The sequence below is a fragment of the Rhizobium sp. R339 genome, from assembly GCF_002211395.1.
In the GTDB taxonomy this organism is placed as follows: Bacteria; Pseudomonadota; Alphaproteobacteria; order Rhizobiales; family Rhizobiaceae; genus Rhizobium.
This window is the reverse complement of the sequence record NZ_LOKV01000008.1, coordinates 62,198-81,569: the sequence shown is the minus strand read 5'-3', so window position 1 is coordinate 81,569 and position 19,372 is coordinate 62,198. Positions and strand designations below refer to the sequence as shown.

Here is a 19,372-nt window from a genome sequence, read left to right as displayed (position 1 = left end):
GGGAGGTTTGGCCATGTCCGCATCCCGTTCCATGGCCGCAGCACTTGCTCTTCTTGCCATGACGGCGACAGGCGGCCTGGCGAGGACGATCGAAGCTCCCTCACGCGGCGCCGTCAGGGCTGTGCTGATCGGCATCGACCTCTACCGTAACGTCCCGCCGCTGCATGGCGCCGTCGCCGATGCCGAGGACCTGTCGCTGTCGCTGCGCTCGGTCGGCGTCGAGGACATGACGGTCCTGAAGAATGGCGCGGCCGATCGCGAGGGCATCTTCCAGGCGATCGCATCGGTTACCGAAAGAGCCGGCGAGGGCGATCTCGTCGTGCTCGGCATTGCCGGCCATGGCTCGAGCGAGCCGGAAAGGGTCAAGGGCTCGAAGCCGAGCGGCCGCGACGAGGTCTATGTGCTTGCCGGTTTCGACACACGCCTGCCGGGATCGCGCGAGCGCATCTTCGGCGACGAATTCAAGGTGCTGATCCACAAGCTGGAAGCCAAGGGCGCCGATGTGCTCTTCATCGCCGATACCTGCCATGCCGGCGGCATGACCCGCGACGTCGATCCGCGCGGCGCCGAGATCACCTGGCGGCAGGCGCCGTCCTACACGATCGAGGAAGACGATCTTGCGCCGATTTCGACGACGGCGGACGCGCTTTCCACCGGCTTCGATTACCAGCGGCTGACTTTTCTCGGCGCCGTCGACGACAACACCAAATCACCAGAGATCACCATTCCCGGCATTCCGGTCAAACGCGGCGCGCTGAGCTATGCGACCGCCCGCGCCTTCGAAGGCGCTGCCGACCGGAACGGCGACGCCGCCGTCAGCCGCCAAGAACTCTTCGAATACGTCCGCCAGTCGGTCTATCAGTTCACCGACCAGCGGCAAAACGTCTTTACCGAAAGCCCGCCGGGAAGCGATCTCGACCGCACCGTCGTCTATAGTTACGAAGGGGCGGGGGCGCAGGCGGCGGCGGAAAAGTCAAGCGTTCCGCCGCTGGCCGAGCCGGCACCGATCATGGTTGCAGCTCTCGGCTCAGAGCCGGTGCTGCAGGGAATCGAGCCTGCCATCACGCCGTTCAAGCTGGCGGATGGCGCGGACGCCGAACTGGTTTTCGATCCGCAAAAGCGCGAGGCGATCGCCAGCGGTGATGTCGTCGCCTCCGGCATCGGCGCCGGCGACATGCCTTTCGTCATCGACCGGATGGCCGCGCTCGACACGCTGAAGCGGCTCTCCGAGACAAGTCCGCAGACCGTGCGCGTGATGCCTTCCGACACCGTTCACCGCGAAGGCGAGCGCGTCGGCGTCACGGTTTCCGAACTGACGGGCCGCAAGCTCGTGCTGTTCGATATTACCGGCGATGGAACGGTGCAGTTCCTCTATCCCGGCGAAAGAGACACCGATGCCGAGATGTCTGCGACCTTCGATCTCGATCTTTCCGTCGTCGCCCCCTTCGGCACGGACCTGCTCGTCGCCGTCACCGCTGAGACGCCGATGCCCGAACTTGTGGAATTCCTGAAGCAGAACGACAGGCGCCGTACCGCCGGCAACATCGCCAAACGCCTCGGCGAGCTGCTGCCTGAAGGCGCACGCGTCGGATTTACCGTCCTCTATACCTCCGCCGGAGCCAAGCTATGAGCACGTCGATCAGCAGCATCCTCAACGTTGCGGCCGCCCTTCTGCTTCTGGCCTCTCCTGTCCTTGCGCAGCAGGACACCGATTTCGCCGGCGAGGATGGCGGGCGCGTCATCGGCGGCCAGGCGGCAAGGAAGGGTGAATGGCCCTGGCAGGTGAAGATCCTGGCCCCCGATCCCGAACAGCGCGGTCGCTTCGGCGGCCATTGCGGCGGCTCGCTGATCGCGCCGCGCTGGATATTGACAGCTGCCCATTGCGTCACCAGCGGCCGTTCCGGCAAGCAGGATCTCTTCGCCCGCGATCTCCTGATCGTCGAAGGCAAGTCGAAAATCGACAAGGTGATATCAGTCGATGGGCCCGACAAGCCGGGCCTTGCCGTGGAGACCGTGATCATCCACGAGGATTTCGACCGCAAAGTCTTCGCCAACGACATCGCCCTCATCAAGCTTGCCCAGCCCGCCGTCTCGAAGCCTGCACTCCTCGCCTCCGCCTCGGACGAGGCGGTGGAAACCGCCGGCCACACGGCCGTCGTCACCGGCTGGGGCTACACCAAGGCCGATCACGGCTGGGACGACAAATACCTGCCGACCGAGCTGCAGGAAGTCGAGCTGCCGATCGTCTCGCGCGAGGACTGCCGCGCCGCCTATCGCGAGAGCTCGATGCGGATGAACCCGATCGACGAGCGCAATGTCTGCGCCGGCTACGCCGAAGGCGGAAAGGATGCCTGCCAGGGCGACAGCGGCGGCCCGCTGGTTGCCCAGCGCCCCGACAAGAAATGGATCCAGCTCGGCGTCGTCAGCTGGGGTGCGGGCTGCGCCGAGGCCGAACATTACGGCGTCTACACCCGCGTCGCCGCCTTCCGCGGCTGGATCGCCGCAAAGACCGATGGCGACGTGCCTGATGTCGAGGGACCAGTCGCCGACGAGCAGGTCGCATCGACTACCACCGGCGCCGGAACAAATAAGAAGCCATCCGGAGAGAAACTGGCCAACCTTGCCATCACCACTCCGCCCGCCGGCGACGCGGCGCCTGCCGGAACGACGGAAACGCCCGCCACTGACAAGCCCGCCACAGACGAACCTGCGGTTCAGTCCCCTGCCGTAGACACGTCTGGGATTCAAAGCTCGCCCGGCGACCGCGCGCTGCTGATCGGCATCGACGATTACGAAATGCGTGAGGCGAAGCTGACCGGGTCCGCCAGCGACGTGAAGGCGATGCAGATCTTCCTCGTCAAGACGCTCGGCTACCGTCCGGAGCAGGTCCACGTCCTGACCAACCGCAAGGCGACACGTGAGGCGATCCTTGCCGAAATCGACGACTGGCTGGTGCGCCAATCGCAATCCGGCAGCCGCGTCTTTCTCTATTTCAGCGGCCAGGGCTCGGAGGAAATGGGCGCGGAAGCAACGACCAGCCCGACGCTCGTCGCAGCCGATGCCAAGCTGGTGCGCGAGAACGGCAAGGTGACCGTCACCAACCAAATCCGGGAAACGGAAATCGCCGCGCGGCTGAACAGCCTCAAGGACCGCCGCGTCACGCTGCTGATCGACGCCTGCCATGTCGGGCCCGGCAGTCGCAGCGCGGTGGCCGCGCCGAACGACGGCACCGTGCGGTGCCTTGGCCCAGCGCTGGCAGGGCTCGAACCCCCGAACAAATCAGGCAAGGAAGCCAAATTCTCCTTTGGCGGTGAATCGGCGATGGTCTGGTCGGCCGTCAATTCTGGGCAGTGGGCGCTCGTCGATCAGGAAGCCAAGCCGCCGCTCGGCGTCTTCACCCGCCGCTTCATCGAAGGCGTGCAGGAAGGGGTAGCGCGCGCATCGGACAAGCCGAATGTCAGCAATGCGGCGCTTCTCGACTACGTCCGGCGCAAATCCGACGAATATTGCCGGGCGCATGCCGAGGACTGCCGCTTCACGCCGGTGCCGCAATTCTACGGCCTGCCGGATGCGCTCGGCCGCGACGTCGTCACCGGCGAAGAGGCGAAGACGCCGGTCGCCGCCGTCGAGAACACATTGAAGAGCGACAACGAGGCGGGTGTTGCCGTCGACGTGCTGCCCGGCACCTCCGTCAGCATCGGCGACAAGGTGGCGATGCGCGTCTCCACGAAGAAACCCGGTTATCTCATTTTGGTCGATATCGACGCGGCGGGAAAACTGACGCAGCTTTATCCGAATAAGCGCTCCATGGGCCTGAAGCCGAACGCCAAGGGCGGCGACAACCGGCTCGATCCGGCAAGGCCGGTCGTCGTGCCGGATGCGCGCAACCCCTATATCGGCTTCGAATATCAGGTGGAGGGGCCGGCCGGCGTCGGCATGGTCGTTGCCATCCTCAGCGACAAGCCGATCGAAGTGCTCGACCTGCCGGATGTGCCGACACCGCTCGTCGGCCAGCGCGCCGCTTTCAACTATGTCTACGACCTTGCCCGAAGCCTCAGGATCGTCGGCGACGACGAGACCGGCGCCCAGGGCAAATGGTCGTTCGATTCCAAATTCTATCGTATCCGTTGAAGAGGAGGGAGCCATGTCGAAATCCATCCTGCTGGCGGGTCTCGCCGCTTCGCTGATGGCGCTTGCCCCGGCCGCCGATGCAGGCGAAGCCGCCGACAGCAAGGCGATCCTTGCCGCGCAGGCCGAGCTTGCCGTCGACCTCATCGACCGCACACTGGCGAAGGAAGGGGCGGCGAACATCATGGTATCGCCGGCAAGCCTGACCGCCGCCCTCGGGCTTGCGGCCCTCGGCGCCTCCGGGGAAGGCAAGGCGGCGATTGCCAAAAGCCTCGGCTTCGGAGCCGAGGTGAAGGGACCGGAGAAGGTGCTCGACGCGATGAACCCTGAGAAGCCGGCCGCCGACGCGCCGCTGGCGACGGGCGCCGCGATCGTTTTTGACGACAAGCTGGTGCTCGTGCCCGATGCCCTCTCCATGCTCGCCGGCCACCACATCAAGCCCTCGATCGAGGATCTGGACGGACCGAAATCCGTCGAGCGCATCAACGCCTGGGTGAGCCAGACGACGCGCGGCGCCATTCCCGCCATCCTGGAATCGCCGCCCGGCGGCGGCTTCGTCAGCCTCGGCGCGCTCTCCTTCAAGGCGCGCTGGAAAATCGCCTTCGAAAAGGAAAGCCCGGCGGCGCCCTTCCGGCGTCCCGATGGCTCGACGATCCAGGTGCCGATGATGCATCTTGCTGGCGACGGGCAGAAATTCCGCTTCGACGACAATTTCGCCGCCGTCGATCTCGTCTATGCGGGCGAAACCTATCGCATGGTCGTCATTGCGGCGCGCACCGGCAAGGGCGTCGATGCCTCCGACCTGAAGGTGCTCTCCTCCTGGCTTCAGGGCGAAAAATTCGAGGCCGCCAAGGGCGAAATCTTCCTCCCCCGCTTTTCGCTGAATGACGGCCGTGATTTGATGCCTATACTCAATGCGATGGGACTGGCGCCCGAAAAGGCCAAGGACGCGGCTTTTCCAGGGTTCACCAAGGAAAACATCAGCTTGTCGCGCGTCCTGCAGAAGACCATGATCAAGGTGGACGAAAACGGCACGGAAGCGGCGGCGACGACGGCTGTCGTCACCGAGCGGAGCATAGATCCGAAACTGGTGCGCGTGACGGCCGATGCCCGTTTCGCCTTCGCGCTTCGGGATACGAGGAGCGGCCTCCTCTTGGCCGCGGGCCTGATCGGCGATCCGCTTCTGGCAGATGAATAAATTTCGGTTTCATGATGATTGCAGGGGGACACGTGCATGAGAAGTGATCTGATCGCCCGCTACACGATCGGCGAGCCGGTCTATGAGAACGAGTTCATCGTCTATCCCGCTCAGGACAAGCGGATGGACCATGCGGTCTTCATCGTCACGCCCGACGTGGCGTTGAAACTGGACAAGGCCCGCTTCGAGCGGGTCTGGACCTCCATCAACGAGGCCAAATTACTGACCGCCCGGCGCTTCGTCGAAATCGAGGATCTCATCCCGCCGTCCCCGGAAGACGACAATTTCTACATCGTCGAAAAGCGGCCGTCGAAGACGCTGCACCAGTATCTCGACGAAGTGGAAATCGTCGCCCATGATCGCGCCGTCGAAATCGGCCGCCATATCCTGGAAGGTCTGGCGACGCTGCATGGCGCGGGTTACGCCCATAATGCGCTGACGGACCAGTGCATCTATGTGTCGGAGGATTATTCCGGCCTCTCGGTCAGGATCGGCAATCTGCACCTGATCTCGAAGATCGGCGAGCACATCATCCCACCCTATGTGCCGGAATTCGGCGCGCCGGAGATTTATGCGAGCGGCACCTTTTCCGCCTCCGCCGCGCTCGACATCTATGCGATGGGCATGATCGCCTACAAGCTCTTCCTGCCGCGGCAGACCTATGCCAGCGTCTTCGACAGCGTCATGGTCTGGGAGGATGAACACCAGCGCGAGCAGAGCTGGAAGAACATCCATCTCGACCCTTCCAATGTCTTCCCGCGCCTCGACGTGCTGATCCCCGGCTTTCCCGAAGGGCTTGCCAGTCTGGTCGAAAGAATGCTGAGCCGCGACCCGGCGCAGCGGCCGCGCATGGGCGCCGATGCGCTCGGCGAATATACCCGCGTGACGACGGGCATCCAGCCGATGAACTGGGATCCACGCGGCATGGCCCAGCAGCCGGAGACGCCGAAGCCGAAGAAGTGGACGCCCGCCAAGATTTCCATGATCGCAGCCCTGCTTCTGATCTGCATCGGTGTGGGCATCGTCACCGTCCCGAAACTGCTGGCGCCGGACCCGAAGCTCGTCGCCGATGTCGGCGTCTGGAAGAAGGAGGCCGAAAGCCGCCGGGAAAAGGCGATCGCCGCCAAGGCGCCGGAGCGCCCTTCCGGCGACGAGGCGAAGCTTTCCTATGACGCCGGCGCCTCGGCGCTGACCTCGGCCGATGCCCTGCTGAAGGACGAAGACTATGAACAGGCGCTGCCGGGCTACCAGAAGGCCGCCATCAGCCTCGGCAAGGCGCTGATCGCCATTTCGAAGGAAAATGCCGAAAAGGCGAAAGCCGCAGCCTCCGCCGCGGGCGGCGAAAAGGCCCCCGTTTTCGCCGAGGCCGACAAGAAGATGCAGGCTGCCGCCGAGAGCGCTACCGCCCAGCAGATGCACGGGGCGGTCGGCGGCTACGACACGGCGAAGACATCCTTCGACGACCTCGCCAAGGCGCTGACTGCCCTGGCCTCCGCGGAGAAAGACGCAGCCGCGAAGCGCGACACCGCCGCCCGCATCGGCGCCGGCGAAGGCCCCGAGTTCACCAAGGCGAACGGGCTGATGACCGACGCCAAGGCGAAGGCCGAGCAATGGCAGATGCCGGTGGCTACCGCAGCTTATGGCGACGCCAGCAAGCTGTTCGACGTCTTGATTGCCGATGTCATGGCGGCAAAAGACGAGGCGACGGCGCTGAAGCAGAAGGTCGCCGATCTCTACACCTCGATCTCAACCCGCGCCGGCGCCGCCGATCCGACGCTTGCCGCAATCCAGCCGAAGCTCGGCGAGGCCGACGGCCACTACACCGCAGAGGCCTACAAGCTGGCGATCGCGGGTTATCAGCCGATCCTTGCCGATCTCGAAGCGCTGTCGGCGAAGGGCTTCTGCCCGGTTTCACCGAAACTTGCGTTCGAAACCGTTCCGGCCGGAAGTTATTCGCTGGAGAATGTCCGGCTGATGACCTCCTCGCTGAAGGAGCTTGGCGGGATGCTCGGCGTTGCCGATGGCGCCGTGAAGATCGAAAAATCCTTCTGCATGCAGACGCGGGCCGTCACCCGCGCGGAAATGGCGGAATACTACACCGCCAACTCCGATCCCGCCGCCGCCCAGGCCTATGCCGACAATCCGCAGCAGCCGGCCGACGACGTGCCGCTTGCCGAGGCGCAGAACTACACCGCCTGGCTGTCGAAGCAGGTGAACGCCCCCGTCCACCTGCCGTCGGCGACGGAATGGATGGCAAGCGCCGCCAATATCCCGACGGAAAAGTTGCCCGATAACGGCGACATCATCCTGCAATGGAGCGCCACCCCCTGCGAAGCCGGCGGCAACGTCGCCTTCATGGCGCAGGAAGGCTCGACCTTCGTCGTCTGCTCGGATGCATCGGCGGGCGGGATTTTCCGGGTGACTGCCGAATTGCGGTGAGGATTTGCAAATACGCCACTTCGGCCTCAAGCAGATGACGAACGCTCCATAAGCAGACCTGTCGCCAAGGCTTGAAAAGCCTCGACCGCCTTCGGCAGCACGCTTTGCGGGTTTTCGCTCGCGGCGATCCAGAGAGCGGCATTGAGGGCTGCGCCGCTGAGCAATCGGGCGGCCGCCTCTGCGTCGACGGGCTTCAAGATGCCCTGCGCTACAAGGCGCTCCACAGCATCTTTGGTCACCTGCAGACAACTGTTCTGGCTGGGCCATAGCGAGGGATCACCCAACACTGCAGGTCCGTCGAGCAGAACAATACGCTGGACCTCCGGATTGAGCGCCATCTCGATATAGGCTGCTCCCTCGGCGAGCAGGCCCTGCCAAACATTGTCAGTCCGAGCACCGATCTCCTTGGCGCGCGCCGCCATTTCGGTATCGATCTGATCGACCACCGCCGCCAGAAGCCCGCGCTTGTCTCCGAAGTTGTGGTAGAGCGCTCCGCGTGTCAGGCCGGCGTTAGCCGTCAGCTCGTCCATGGATGCCGAGGCGTACCCTTTTTCGGCAAAAGCCTTCCGCGCGGCAGCGATCAATTTGGCGCGGTTTTCCTGCATCGTCTCGCTGCGTGTTTTCGCCATTCTAAGCTCCAATTCACATACGGTGCGTATCTGGACTTGACATACGGTGCGTATGCCAATATCTCACATACGTACCGTATATCAAATGAAGGGCGAGCTTGTGAAGCATGACTCCGCTCACATCCGCCATCGCCAACAAAGAGAGATCACAATGCCCCAACGCCAAGCAATCTTTCCCGCCAACAGACATGCGCTTTACGAGGAGCATGGCTATTCCGCCGCCATCCGATCCGGTGACTTGCTGTTCGTATCGGGACAGGTCGGCAGCCGGCCCGATGGAACACCCGAGCCCGACTTCGAACGCCAAGTGCGGCTGGCCTTTGAAAATCTGAAGGCGACGCTGAGCGCAGCCGGCTGCACGCTGGATGATATCGTTGATGTCACCAGCTTCCACACCGACCCTGAAAACCAGTTCGGAACGATCATGGCGGTCAAGCAGGAGGTCTTCAGCAAGCCGCCCTATCCGAATTGGACCGCCCTCGGCGTAACCTGGCTCTCCGGCTTCGACTTCGAGATCAAAGTGATCGCCCGTATTCCGGCAGGCGCCTGACATCCCTGCGGCGTGCAGAGAGCGATGATGAGCAGACGGCGGCCTTTTGCAAGGCCGGCGATCAACGGCGGGCGGGTGGCTTCACTGCCGCCCGCCGCTGCAGCGCAAAGCGGGCGGCCGAGCAGTTGACGTCGGGAACGAGATCGTAGGTCTGCTGGTAGAGCGTCTGCGCCAGGGTGTTGTTGCCGCGGTTTTCCGAAGCCAGCGCCGCCAGCGCCGTGCGCTTGTAAGCTTCGACGATCGGTTCGGCGGCCTTTGCCAGCGCCGCATCGTCAGCGGGTTCGGATGCCAGCGAAAGGGCGGCATAGGTGGCGTCGCCATCCCGTCCGACGCGGCCGCCGACGGCGCCGTTGAAGCTTGCTTCGGAGACCTGTCGCATGCGGCGCGCGTTTTTGATGCATGTCGGGATGCGGGCAGCTTCCGCGTGAATGCGCTCGGCCGTCGGGCCGCCCTCCGTGCTGCCGCTGTCGGACAGGATCACGTAGCCCACGATGCCGACGATGGCGAGGTAGGCGAGGCCGATGCCGGCGAGGAAGGCCGGCTGCTTGAAGAGTGGCTTTTTCGGCTTGCCGTCGCTCGCCTTGGCGGCCTCCTTCTTCGGCGCCTCCTTGGCGGGCGCCTTCTCCAGAAATTGGAATTCAACATCCTTGCCGAGGCGGAAGCTGTCGCCTGATTTCAACGAGGCCGTCTGCAGCAGCGCCTCGCCGCGCAGCATGATCGGGTTCAACCCCATGCGGCGGATGATGAAGGTGCCGTCGCTCTGCTTTTCGATACGGGCATGGATCGGCGCCAGGAAGGGATCGTCGACGACGATATCGGCATTGCCCGCCCGGCCAATCGACATTTCCGGCCGGTCGAGCACATGGCTGCGGCTCTGGCCGCCGGGGCCGGTCTGCAGAAGGCTTGGCTTGTTTCCGCGAAAGAAGGAAAAGACCATGATCAGAACATCCCACTCGACATCATCTCGACAATTGCCGGCGCCAGCACCAGAAGAAGGATCGCGACGACGATCATCATCGCCGGCATGACGATCTTGGCCTTCAGCTTTTCACTGGCCCTGTCCGCCTTCTCCCAGCGGCGGAAGCGCAGGTCGCGCGCATGTTCGCGCAACAGCTCGACGCGGTTGCTGCCTTCGACTTCGCCCTGGATGACGGCGCGGATGACGCGCACCACCTCCTCGGCGGTCATGCGGGCCTCCAGGCGTTGCAACGCCTCGATCATGCCGGTGCCGAGCGCCACATCCTTCAGCGTCTGTTCGATCTCCTCGGTCATGACAGTGCCGGGCGCGGCCTCGGCGTAAAGCCTCAGGCTTTCCGGCAGGGTCGCCTGCGCCTGCTGCGTCATGACGACGAGATCGAGGAAATAAGGAAATTCCCGCGAAATGCGTTCCTTGCGGTCCTGCATCTTGTCGTCGGCGACGACCCAGAAATAGATGGCGGGGATGAAGCCGAGGATCAGGCCCGCTGCAAGCCCACCGATGACGCTGCCGCTCGCAATGCCGAACAGCAGGCCGAGCAGGATGAAGCCGAAGAGGCTCAGCACCACGAGAAGCGCGATATATTCCCGTCCCGTCACGCCGCCGAAGGGCCGGCCGCCATAAATCAGCTTCTGCTCGAGCTGGGCGCCGAAATCTGCCAGCAGCGGCTCGAAATGCCTCAGCACGAATTCGACGGGCGTCCGCATGCCGATGCTGTCGACGATATTCGGCGGCGGGCCGTCGCCGCCGGCGCTGCGCCGCACGACCTGGACACTGCCGAGCAGATCGCCGATCCACCAGACGAAGAGCGCGGCAGCGATGCCGGCAAAAACGATGGCGATCGGGGCGAGAGGTATCTGAGACATCATACCGACACCTTCATCATCGAGCGCATCCAGAAGAAGCCGGTTGCGTAGAGAATGGCGCCGACGATCGCGATGACGATGCCGATGGCATTGCCGAACACCTTATCGATCAGCTCCGGCTGGCCGAAGAAGATCATCAGGATCATGAACAGCGCGCCGCCGTTGACGACACGGAAATTCATGCGCGCCTGCGACGAGGAGGTCGTGATCTTCTGGTCGAGCTTCCAGATTTCCTTGAAGGATTTCGACATTTCGGTCAACGGTTCGGAAATATCGCCGCCCTGGCGGGCAAAGAGGCCGAGCGCGGCGTCGACCATCTTGAAGTGCAGGCTCGGCACATTGCGGCCGTGGCGGTCCAGCGCCTCGACCAGGCCGATGCCGAGCTTCTGTTCGCGGGCGATGCGCTCGAACTCACGCGAAGCCGGCATCTGCCCCGTATCGGCCACCGCATTGACGGCGACGGCGAGCGGCTTGCCGGTGCGGACCGCCGAGACGATCTGGTCGACGGCATAGGGAAGCTGGGATTCGATCTGCAGCCAGCGGCGCTGCAGGAAATAGCGGATCATCGCCTTGGGCAGGAAGAAGGCGACGGGGATCGCGATGACGATGCCGAAGATCGGCCCGAAGATCAGCGAGATCACGAGGAAGACGACGACCGCCGTGATGAGATAGGCGAGGATCATCGTGTAGGGCGGAACGGCATCGCGACCGAAGACCTGCGCGGCTTCGCTGGCGAGCGCGATGTCGCGCTCGGTCGCGCGGAGCAGCGGTGCCGGCCAGCGCACCGGCGCACCCCAGACGAGCAATCCCGCCGTCACCGCCCCGAGAGCCACCGTAAAGATCTGCAGAATGCTGATATCCATGGCTTCCCCCTCAGACGAACATATCGAGTTTCTTGATTTCGCCGTCTTCGCCGAACTCGACGAGCTCGGCGACGAAGGTCGGCAGGTAGCCGGTGAAGGCATGCACCGCCTGTCCGCCGGCCCGGCCGACGAGATTGAAGATCGGCTCGACGATGACGAGGCCGGTATCGGGATCGATGCCGATCACTTCCGATATCTCGGTCACGGCGCGCCGGCCGCTTTCCAGGCGGTTGAGCTGCACGACGAGTTCGACGGCAGCGACGATCTGCTGGCGGATCGCCATGACGGGGAGGGAACTCTGGCCCTGCAGCACCATCACCTCCAGGCGGGTCATCATGTCCTGCGGCGTATTGGCATGGGCCGTCGTCATCGAGCCGGCATGGCCGGTGTTCATCGCCTGCAGCATGTCGATCGCCTCCGCACCGCGGCACTCGCCGACGATGATGCGGTCGGGACGCATGCGCAGCGCATTGCGCACGAGATCGCGGATGGTGACGCTGGTCTCGGATTCCGCCGTCTTCGGCCGCGATTGCAGATAGACGACATGGATGCCGTCGAGCTGCAGTTCGGATGTGTCTTCGACGGCGACGACACGCTCGCCGACCGGAATGAACTGCGACAGGCTGTTCAGGAGCGTCGTCTTGCCGGAGCCGGTGCCGCCTGAGACGACGATGTTCTTGCGGGCGCGCACCGCGGCTTCCAGGAAGGCGCGCATCGGCTCGCTCAGCGCACCTGCCGTGACCAGCTTGCTGATGTCGAGCCGCGATTTGCCGCCAAATTTGCGGATGGTGAGGCAGGCGCCCCTGACCGCCAGCGGCGGGATGACGGCGTTGACGCGCGAACCATCCGGCATGCGGAAGTCGGCCATCGCCTCACTCTCGTTGATCGAGCGGTTGGAATCGACGGCGATGCGCTCGATCACCTTCATCAGCTGCCGCTCATTGGCGAAGGCGAAGGGATAACGCTCCAACAGGCCGAATTTCTCAACATAGATCTCGTCATAGCGCGTCACCATGATTTCCGAGATGACGTCGAGATCCATGAGTTCGGAGATCGTGCCCCACCGGTACATCAGCTCTTCGATGTTGGAACGCAGGTGCGCATGGGCGATCTCATAGCGGTCGCCGGCATTAAAGAGAGCTTGCCGGGCTTGGAAGGCGGCGCTGAAACGCGTGTCGAGCTGGGCAAAATCCGAGCGGGTGGATTCGAAGTTGAGCTTGAGCTGCAGGGCGGAGATCAGCGCCTTGCCGACATCGAAGAGACGGCGGTTGTCCTGCTCCTCCCGTATCAGAGCCGCAGCATTCGACGAGGCGTCGCGCCGCGTCGTGCGGGCGATGCGTTTTGCCAGCCACCGATAGACGGCGTTCCTGATGACGAGGACGACGAGATCCTGCGGCGCGGTGTCGAGCGCTTCCTTGATGAACATGTCGAGGCGTTCGCGAATGCGGCTTCGCGTCTCCTCACGGCCGAAATCGGAGGATTTCACCAGCCGGTCGTATTGCGTGTCCTTCAGCAGCCGCTCGTGGATCTCCATCTGCAGGGCGAGCACGCGTTCCTGATCGGGAAACTGCGTGACGGCCTCGGGAGCAGCGGCCGGCTCCACCAGTTCGATCGTGACATTCGGCACCCAGATCGACATGCCGGCCGAGACCGCGACCGGCGTGCCCGCCCGCAGCGGCTGATCGTCGACACGCGTCGGATTGCGGCCATGATGTTGAACCGACCAGCCCTGGCCGGATTTGCGCAGCACGAATTGCGGCGAGGAGACATGGCTGCCGCGCAGGCGCACGACGCCCGCCCCAGCGGGCAGCGTAAGCGTGCTGCTTTCGCCGACGAAATAGGTCTCGTTCGCCGAAAGTGGAATCACCTCCCGTCCGCTGCCGTCCTCATAGGAAATCTTCAACAGCATGGCTCACTCCCTCATGCGGCGGTCACATGCGCGTCCAGTTGATGCTCGGCAGCTCCTCGACGCCGCTGTCGGCCGGGTTGCGCAGAACGAGGTTTAGGCTGCCATTCGACTGGCCCAGGGCAAAAATCAGCATTTCCGCTTCCGCGGGCGTCACCTCGACCGTCACGTTGTTGTAGGTACTGTTGGCCTTGGTGATGGCGCCCTCGGCAGTCGTCGCCGCGCCGACGGCCAGCACTTTCACGTTCTGCAGGAAGGTGCGGGTGACGACGCGGGTGCGCGAGCTGATGCCGAGCTTATAGTCCTGTGCCTGTTTGCGGTAGGCATTGACATCGTTCTCGTCGGCGCCGGGATATTGGGTGAGATAGTTCTTCAGCATCTGCTCGACCGGCGAGACCGGCTGGGCCGGAGCCTGCGGCTGCCCGGCGGCAGCAGGCGCTTGTCCGGGAACGGCGGGCGCCTGGCCGGTGGCTCCCGGCTGGGTCGCAGCAGGGGGCGCCACAGGCTCGACCGGTTCGTCGACCGTGCCGATGATATCGACATAACTGCCGGGCTCGACGAAGTGGCCGACGGCAGCTGCCGCATTGACCGGAAGCGTCAGCGCGCGTTTGCCGGGCGCGATCATCGTCGTCAGCCGACCGCCGTCCGCATCGTCGAAATATTGGAAGAGCAGCACGGAACCCGCCGGAATGTCGGCGGCAGCGGTCCTGTCCTTCAGCCATTCCTGATAGGCGCTCGCCGCAGGCACGGCGAGCTTGGCGAGCGCCCCGAAGCTTTCCGGCAGCATCACCGGTTCGGCGAGCATATCGGGCGTGATCGCCTGCCCTCTCGTCACCTTCCTATCGGGCTGGAGGCGCATGAAGGCATAGGCCGTCTGCTCGTTCTTGACGCTCTCGGTCCAGAAGTAAAGCAGGACGCCCGTGATGAGCCCGACGATGACAGCCGCAATGAGCTTCCAGTTCATGGTGTTATTCCCTCTACGAAGGGTTGCCTGATTTGAATGACTTCGACGGTCCTGCCGTCGCTTTTGCTGCGGGTGTAGAGAACATTGGCTTCGACGCTGCCGCGCCGGCCATAAAGTGCCGTCACTCTGCCGCGCTGGGCCGGCGGCGTCTCGATGGTGAAACCGTCACGGGCGAGAAGGTCGGCGCGGGCATCGGACCAGCGCGCGGCCGACAGCGCGCCTTTCGAAACGACCGTGCGCGACATGTGGCCATTGTCGCGGTCGCCGATATCGCTCAGCACCTCGACGCCGGGCGGCGGGCGCAGCGACGGCGGCAGCTTGCCGGTATCGGCGGGCGCTGCAAAGGCCGGCAGCGTTGCGGCGACATCGTCGAAGCGGCTCATCAGCACCTCGGTCGCCGGCGCATCGGCGGGACGGCGGATCATGATCGAAACGCCTGGTATCGGCCCCCGGGCCGACGGATTTTCCGGATCCTGCCGGCGCAGATACTCAAGCGCGGCTTCGCCGTCGCCATCGAAGAAGCGCACGACCACGGCGAGATCGTCGCGGATACGGCTCGTCTTTGGGACGATCAGCATGTTGGCGGCGATGACGGCCGTCAATTCTTCCTTATCGTTGCTTTCCGGCAAGGCCGGCCGGGTATTGGTGGCCAGAACCCGTAGCCATTCGTCGGTGATATCGGAGATGCTGCGATCGCTCTGATAGGGCGTGAACTGCAGCGGCTGGCCGTTGATGACGAGATCCCGCGGCGAGCGCTCCGGCGCACCGAGAATGCCGGCCAGCATCGAATTCAGCGTCGCCCTGAAATCCTTGTAGACCTCTGCGCGGCCTGGAGTGGCCGCGACCAGGGCGGCGAGCCCGATGAGGAGAGCCACGACCGGGAGATGAAGCAAGATGCGCGCGCCCTGTTTCATTTTATTTCGCCCCCGGGAAGACGCCGTCGAAGAGATCGCCGGAATCGCTGGCGACATCGCGGATTTCCCGGCGCAGGGTCGGGTCATAGCCTCGGCTCGTGGTGTCGTTGTTGTGGGAGGCAAAGAGCGTCGAGTCGTCCACCGTGAAGGCATCCTTCCAGCGGAGGCTCCGGATAGTATCGAGATCGTCGGAATCCCGGAACTTGTAGACGCGGTCTGCCGTCGCCGTGACGAGCTGCGGCTTTTCATTGGCGAGATCGCCGACCATATCGCCGAAATCACGGCCGTCGCTCTTCAGCGTGTTCTGCACGTCGTCCCAGACGAAGGTGCGTTGCGGATCGCCGTCGCCTTCATGGGAGGGCGTGCGCGAGCAGCTCATCGCGTCGCGTCCCGGCAGCGCCGGCAGGGCCGGGATCGGGAAGACATTCGAAAAATCGGAGGTGCAATTCAGCCCACTGGCTTCGGCGAAGGCGGCGTTGCGCATGGCGAGCATGGTTCCGACCTTCTTGGTCGAAATCCTGTTCGCATGGATGACGAAAATCACGATCAGCAGGATCACCGGCGCGGCGAGCACGAATTCGATCGAGGCAAGACCGCGCCTGTCGCGGTGCAGCCGCATCAGGATGCCGCCGGCCGGAGCGCCACCGGCATGCTCAGTGTGTGTTGACGTCAGCCCAGGCATTGGCTCCTCCCTGGTCGAAGACCCGCGTCAAGCCGGTGAAACTGTCGGCGGCTTGGCTCTGCTTGATGGTGTTGGAGACGGCGCCGATATCGTCGGCGAGCGTCGCGGGCGCAAGCGAGGCAAGCCAGTCCTGCGTATAGAGATCGAAGGCCGTATAGTTGTGCACCCAGCTTTGCGCAAAGGCATAGGCGGAAGGCGTCTTGTCCTTGAACAGGCGGACCTGGAGCCTGGCGCGCGGCGCACGCGAAACGACCGCCAGCGTCTGGTAATCGGTGAGCTGGTCGCCGCCGAAGGGCGTGAAGTTGAAGGGGATACGGCCCTTCAGCCAATAGGGCTTAGGGAAGGAGAGGACGGGCAGGTTGACGCCGGCCACCGAGATCGCGCCGCCCGCCGGGCCGCAGACCTGGTTCCAGATCATGTCGAACTTGCGGGTGAAATCGTTCTCGTCCTTGGTCTGCGCATCGGAATAACGCGGCGGCACGTCGATCGGCAGCTGGAAGGGATTAGTGATGCCGAAGCCGACACCGAAGACCTTGTCGGCGAGCCAGAAGCTGACATCGAGTGCCACTTCTTCCCAGAAGCCGAGGTCGCCGGCCCATTGTTCGACGATCGCCTTGAAGGGAACTTTGCTGAGATAGGCCGGGCCGAAGGCTTCATAAAAGATGTAGAATTCCACCAGCTGATCGTCGATACCGCTTTCATGATTGACCCAATCACGAATATGGCTGCCGTCGACGCCGCCTGCCGTCAACGGACCCTTGCCGTTGGGGAAGCCGCGGTTGGCAAATTCGCCGCGCATGAGGAGTGGATCCTGTCCCTGGGTGCCATTCGACATCGCAAGGCACATTTCGGTATAGGCAGCGACGGGATTGGCGCCATCGCGATCCACCGGCAGGTTGCCGCCGGCGCCCTCTCCGGCGTCGTTGCAGGATTCGCACGGCGGATGAAACACGACATGGTCCGACTTGTTCAGGCGCACCAGATGCAGGGCCTCGTTGCCGACGCGCTGCGGAAAGCTTTCCACGAGGTAATCGTTCAGGTCGTTCATCGCATCGATGATGTCGCTGGACTTGTTGATGAGACCCCAGGGATCGTATTTGACTTGCGCGGCCACCGTATAGGCAATCGCTTTGGTGGCTTCGGTCGCCCGGAAGCCTTGGAACGCCAGGCAAGCGCCGTAGATGATGCCGCCGACGATCGGAACCTTCTGCCAGCCGGGGCAATAGGGCATCGGCGGAAGCGGCGGCAGCAGGGATGCGGGACCGAAGCCTTCCGTGAAGGAATATTCGGCAAGTTTCGCCAGAATGACGCCCGAGCGCAGGGCCAGTTCCGCCGTCGTGAGCTGGTAGGCGACCGACGTCGCCATGACCACGGTTGCCTGGGAAGAGGCGACATTGTTCATCGCCATGATGTTGAGATAGCGTGCTTCCCAATCGGCGTGGACGAGGGCCGCGGCATCGGCAGTATCCTGCGTGCGCTGCTTGTCGTAGATCATCTGCCCGGTGTTCAGGATCCAGACGATCATCAGCGCGAGCGCGATCGTCATGTAGAGAATGATCGGCGACAGGAATCCGCGGTCGTCGCGGTGCAGGCGTTTGATGAACGTCGGTGTCATAGCAGGTTCACCTCCGCGGTCGAGATCGTGTAGTAGCGGCCGTCCTTCCTCTGGCCGCGGGCGAAGACCCAGCCGGCATATTCGAGCAGCAGGAAGCGGGCTTCGACCCTGGCGGTGACGGGCACGTGCGGCGACCGGTTGATGGCGGCAAAGAGCGCCATCGGCGCGCGGTCGACGGTCACGGTAACGTTCTGCGGGTCGAACATGTAGCGGGCCTGGTTGCGCATGGCGCGCCAGTTCTTCGAAAGGCCCGAGGCATCGGCAAGGTTCTTCAGCGCCTCTTCCGGCGGCTGGCACGCGCCGACGCATCTGAGCTGGTCGTAGGGTGCGGCCGGGATCAGCGCCAGGCGAGCGGCAAGATCGGCCTTCCCTGGCGCAGCATCGTCGTCGCAGGTCTTGGCGTCGATCAGGCTGCGGATGGTGATCGGCAGGGCCGGGCAGAAATAGACGCGGGCGCTGCGCGCCGCCGCATAGGCGGCATAATGCGTGAAAAGGTGGTTCTTTGCCAGAATGGTGAACTGGAAGACCACGAACATGAAGAAGACGAAGACCGGCGTGACGAGCACGAAGTCCATCATCGTGGTGCTGCCCGACATATCGTCATGAAGCTCCGATATCCGGCGCCGGCGGGCGGAAAGCCGCGGCAGCAGCAGCATCGAGGCGAAGAGCACAAGGGCGATCGCAAAGGTACCGAAGAGGGCGCCGTGATCCTCGGGAATCCAAAAGGTCCGCGAGTGCAGGATCGAACTCCAGAAGGCACCGTCGAAAATGGGGCGTTCGAGTTCAGGGCGCATTGTCGTTACCTCACGAAGGCAAGAGGGGTGAAATCGGGCATGAACAGGCACCAGATGAGTCCGAGAGCGGCGGCAACGCCGAAGCGGATGGTATGATGTGTTTCGCGCGGCTTCAGCACCGCAGCGGCGCCGCGGATACCCGCCGGCAGCAGCAAGACGAACAGTCCGACCGCCCGCAACAAGCCGCTCCATTGAACCCGCCGTGCCATGGAGAAGACGGCGATCACGCCGCCGACGGTGAGCGATGCGAGCATCACGTCGATGGCGGGCCAGAGGCCGAGGATGGCGCCGAGCGTCGCCATTAGCTTGACATCGCCGCCGCCGCAGCTTCCGGCTGCGAAGGCGATGATGAAGATCATGCCGGCCGCGATGAGGCCGGCAAAGGCAAGGCCGATCCCTGCCAGACCGCCGCTGATTGCTGCCAGCACGAAGCCGGCAAGCAAGCAGGGATAGGTCACGGCGTTCGGGATGTGACCATGGCGGTGATCGAGCACCGCCGCGGTCGTGGCGCAGGCGACGGCAAGAGCCGTCGCCGCAGGCATCTGGATCAGATCATAGGTCATGTCCATGACACGGATCCGATTATTGGCCCGGCTCAGGAATTCTCTCGGCGTCGGAGAGAGCCGTGTTCTTTTCGTTGAACCATTCGCCGATCTGTTTGCCGAATGCGAGCAAGAGCAGCATCAGCGGAATGACGATCAGCGCGACGGCGAGCACGATCTGGGCCATGTCGCCGCGCTCGTCCTTGTGAAGTGCAATTGCGAGAGTCTTGAGGTTTCCAAACATCTGCGTATTCCTCGTTCCTAGGTTTGTTTCGGATCGAAGACCTTGGTGAAGATGAAGCAAGA

General features: G+C 63.7%; 17 protein-coding genes. 5 read left to right on the top strand and 12 right to left on the bottom strand.

Annotated features, from left to right (window positions below):
* The first annotated feature begins 13 nt into the window (after positions 1–13).
* Genes ATY76_RS11920 through ATY76_RS11905 form a run of 4 tightly spaced genes read left to right on the top strand, consistent with a single transcriptional unit; the run spans position 14 to position 7,765 of the window.
* A complete protein-coding gene (locus ATY76_RS11920) occupies positions 14–1,630 on the top strand; it encodes a caspase family protein (RefSeq protein WP_088674968.1) in 1,617 nt (538 codons plus the stop codon).
* A complete protein-coding gene (locus ATY76_RS11915) occupies positions 1,627–4,131 on the top strand; it encodes a trypsin-like serine protease (RefSeq protein WP_088674967.1) in 2,505 nt (834 codons plus the stop codon). Before ATY76_RS11920 ends, ATY76_RS11915 begins: the two co-directional genes overlap by 4 nt.
* 13 nt (positions 4,132–4,144) lie before the next feature.
* Positions 4,145–5,326, top strand: a complete 1,182-nt coding sequence (locus ATY76_RS11910; protein ID WP_088674966.1) for a serpin family protein — start codon at positions 4,145–4,147, stop codon at positions 5,324–5,326.
* Positions 5,327–5,362: 36 nt separating this feature from the next.
* Positions 5,363–7,765: a serine/threonine protein kinase gene (locus tag ATY76_RS11905; RefSeq protein WP_088674965.1), complete on the top strand. Its 2,403-nt coding sequence runs from the start codon at positions 5,363–5,365 to the stop codon at positions 7,763–7,765.
* A gap of 26 nt (positions 7,766–7,791) precedes the next feature.
* On the opposite strand, the gene ATY76_RS11900 is transcribed toward ATY76_RS11905, so the two are convergent.
* Positions 7,792–8,394, bottom strand: coding sequence for a TetR/AcrR family transcriptional regulator (locus ATY76_RS11900; protein ID WP_088674964.1), 603 nt, complete (start codon positions 8,392–8,394; stop codon positions 7,792–7,794).
* Positions 8,395–8,545: 151 nt separating this feature from the next.
* Between ATY76_RS11900 and ATY76_RS11895 the strand changes: the two genes are divergently transcribed.
* A complete protein-coding gene (locus ATY76_RS11895) occupies positions 8,546–8,944 on the top strand; it encodes a RidA family protein (protein ID WP_190233636.1) in 399 nt (132 codons plus the stop codon).
* Positions 8,945–9,005: 61 nt separating this feature from the next.
* Here ATY76_RS11895 and ATY76_RS11890 read toward each other — a convergent pair whose 3' ends face one another.
* From ATY76_RS11890 to ATY76_RS11840, 11 genes are read right to left on the bottom strand one after another with little or no spacing between them, the layout of a single operon-like run.
* The gene (locus tag ATY76_RS11890) at positions 9,006–9,881 is read right to left on the bottom strand and encodes an FHA domain-containing protein (RefSeq protein ID WP_088674963.1); all 876 of its coding nucleotides are present in this window, start codon (positions 9,879–9,881) and stop codon (positions 9,006–9,008) included.
* A gap of 2 nt (positions 9,882–9,883) precedes the next feature.
* Positions 9,884–10,789 carry a type II secretion system F family protein gene (locus ATY76_RS11885; protein ID WP_088674962.1) on the bottom strand — a complete coding sequence of 302 codons (906 nt, stop codon included), beginning with the start codon at positions 10,787–10,789 and terminating at the stop codon, positions 9,884–9,886.
* A complete protein-coding gene (locus ATY76_RS11880; protein ID WP_088674961.1) occupies positions 10,786–11,649 on the bottom strand; it encodes a type II secretion system F family protein in 864 nt (287 codons plus the stop codon). The genes ATY76_RS11885 and ATY76_RS11880 overlap by 4 nt, the downstream gene beginning before the upstream one ends.
* Positions 11,650–11,659: 10 nt before the next feature.
* Positions 11,660–13,558, bottom strand: a complete 1,899-nt coding sequence (locus ATY76_RS11875) for an ATPase, T2SS/T4P/T4SS family (protein ID WP_088674960.1) — start codon at positions 13,556–13,558, stop codon at positions 11,660–11,662.
* A 22-nt stretch (positions 13,559–13,580) separates the two neighbouring features.
* Positions 13,581–14,519, bottom strand: coding sequence for an RcpC/CpaB family pilus assembly protein (locus tag ATY76_RS11870; protein WP_088674959.1), 939 nt, complete (start codon positions 14,517–14,519; stop codon positions 13,581–13,583).
* Positions 14,516–15,433, bottom strand: a complete 918-nt coding sequence (locus ATY76_RS11865; protein ID WP_088674958.1) for a hypothetical protein — start codon at positions 15,431–15,433, stop codon at positions 14,516–14,518. Before ATY76_RS11865 ends, ATY76_RS11870 begins: the two co-directional genes overlap by 4 nt.
* A gap of 1 nt (position 15,434) precedes the next feature.
* Positions 15,435–16,115: a TadE family protein gene (locus ATY76_RS11860; protein ID WP_088675039.1), complete on the bottom strand. Its 681-nt coding sequence runs from the start codon at positions 16,113–16,115 to the stop codon at positions 15,435–15,437.
* The gene (locus ATY76_RS11855) at positions 16,087–17,730 is read right to left on the bottom strand and encodes a Tad domain-containing protein (protein ID WP_088674957.1); all 1,644 of its coding nucleotides are present in this window, start codon (positions 17,728–17,730) and stop codon (positions 16,087–16,089) included. The genes ATY76_RS11860 and ATY76_RS11855 overlap by 29 nt, the downstream gene beginning before the upstream one ends.
* On the bottom strand, positions 17,727–18,524 hold the full coding sequence (locus ATY76_RS11850; RefSeq protein WP_088674956.1) for a TadE/TadG family type IV pilus assembly protein: 798 nt from the start codon (positions 18,522–18,524) through the stop codon (positions 17,727–17,729). Before ATY76_RS11850 ends, ATY76_RS11855 begins: the two co-directional genes overlap by 4 nt.
* 5 nt (positions 18,525–18,529) lie before the next feature.
* Positions 18,530–19,093, bottom strand: a complete 564-nt coding sequence (locus ATY76_RS11845) for a prepilin peptidase (protein WP_088674955.1) — start codon at positions 19,091–19,093, stop codon at positions 18,530–18,532.
* Positions 19,094–19,106: 13 nt separating this feature from the next.
* Positions 19,107–19,310 (bottom strand): hypothetical protein, encoded by a 204-nt coding sequence (locus tag ATY76_RS11840; protein ID WP_088674954.1) that lies wholly within the window; start codon positions 19,308–19,310, stop codon positions 19,107–19,109.
* Positions 19,311–19,372: the final 62 nt, after the last annotated feature.

What these genes read in the sequence shown, in the direction of transcription:
- ATY76_RS11865 (WP_088674958.1), bottom strand. Translation starts at nt 15,433, where the DNA reads ATGAAACAGGGCGCGCGCATCTTGCTTCATCTCCCGGTCGTGGCTCTC.
- ATY76_RS11920 (WP_088674968.1), top strand. Translation starts at nt 14, where the DNA reads ATGTCCGCATCCCGTTCCATGGCCGCAGCACTTGCTCTTCTTGCCATG.
- ATY76_RS11855 (WP_088674957.1), bottom strand. Translation starts at nt 17,730, where the DNA reads ATGACACCGACGTTCATCAAACGCCTGCACCGCGACGACCGCGGATTC.
- ATY76_RS11905 (WP_088674965.1), top strand. Translation starts at nt 5,363, where the DNA reads ATGAGAAGTGATCTGATCGCCCGCTACACGATCGGCGAGCCGGTCTAT.
- ATY76_RS11880 (WP_088674961.1), bottom strand. Translation starts at nt 11,649, where the DNA reads ATGGATATCAGCATTCTGCAGATCTTTACGGTGGCTCTCGGGGCGGTG.
- ATY76_RS11885 (WP_088674962.1), bottom strand. Translation starts at nt 10,789, where the DNA reads ATGATGTCTCAGATACCTCTCGCCCCGATCGCCATCGTTTTTGCCGGC.
- ATY76_RS11915 (WP_088674967.1), top strand. Translation starts at nt 1,627, where the DNA reads ATGAGCACGTCGATCAGCAGCATCCTCAACGTTGCGGCCGCCCTTCTG.
- ATY76_RS11870 (WP_088674959.1), bottom strand. Translation starts at nt 14,519, where the DNA reads ATGAACTGGAAGCTCATTGCGGCTGTCATCGTCGGGCTCATCACGGGC.
- ATY76_RS11850 (WP_088674956.1), bottom strand. Translation starts at nt 18,524, where the DNA reads ATGCGCCCTGAACTCGAACGCCCCATTTTCGACGGTGCCTTCTGGAGT.
- ATY76_RS11910 (WP_088674966.1), top strand. Translation starts at nt 4,145, where the DNA reads ATGTCGAAATCCATCCTGCTGGCGGGTCTCGCCGCTTCGCTGATGGCG.
- ATY76_RS11840 (WP_088674954.1), bottom strand. Translation starts at nt 19,310, where the DNA reads ATGTTTGGAAACCTCAAGACTCTCGCAATTGCACTTCACAAGGACGAG.
- ATY76_RS11900 (WP_088674964.1), bottom strand. Translation starts at nt 8,394, where the DNA reads ATGGCGAAAACACGCAGCGAGACGATGCAGGAAAACCGCGCCAAATTG.
- ATY76_RS11845 (WP_088674955.1), bottom strand. Translation starts at nt 19,093, where the DNA reads ATGGACATGACCTATGATCTGATCCAGATGCCTGCGGCGACGGCTCTT.
- ATY76_RS11860 (WP_088675039.1), bottom strand. Translation starts at nt 16,115, where the DNA reads ATGCCTGGGCTGACGTCAACACACACTGAGCATGCCGGTGGCGCTCCG.
- ATY76_RS11875 (WP_088674960.1), bottom strand. Translation starts at nt 13,558, where the DNA reads ATGCTGTTGAAGATTTCCTATGAGGACGGCAGCGGACGGGAGGTGATT.
- ATY76_RS11890 (WP_088674963.1), bottom strand. Translation starts at nt 9,881, where the DNA reads ATGGTCTTTTCCTTCTTTCGCGGAAACAAGCCAAGCCTTCTGCAGACC.
- ATY76_RS11895 (WP_190233636.1), top strand. Translation starts at nt 8,546, where the DNA reads ATGCCCCAACGCCAAGCAATCTTTCCCGCCAACAGACATGCGCTTTAC.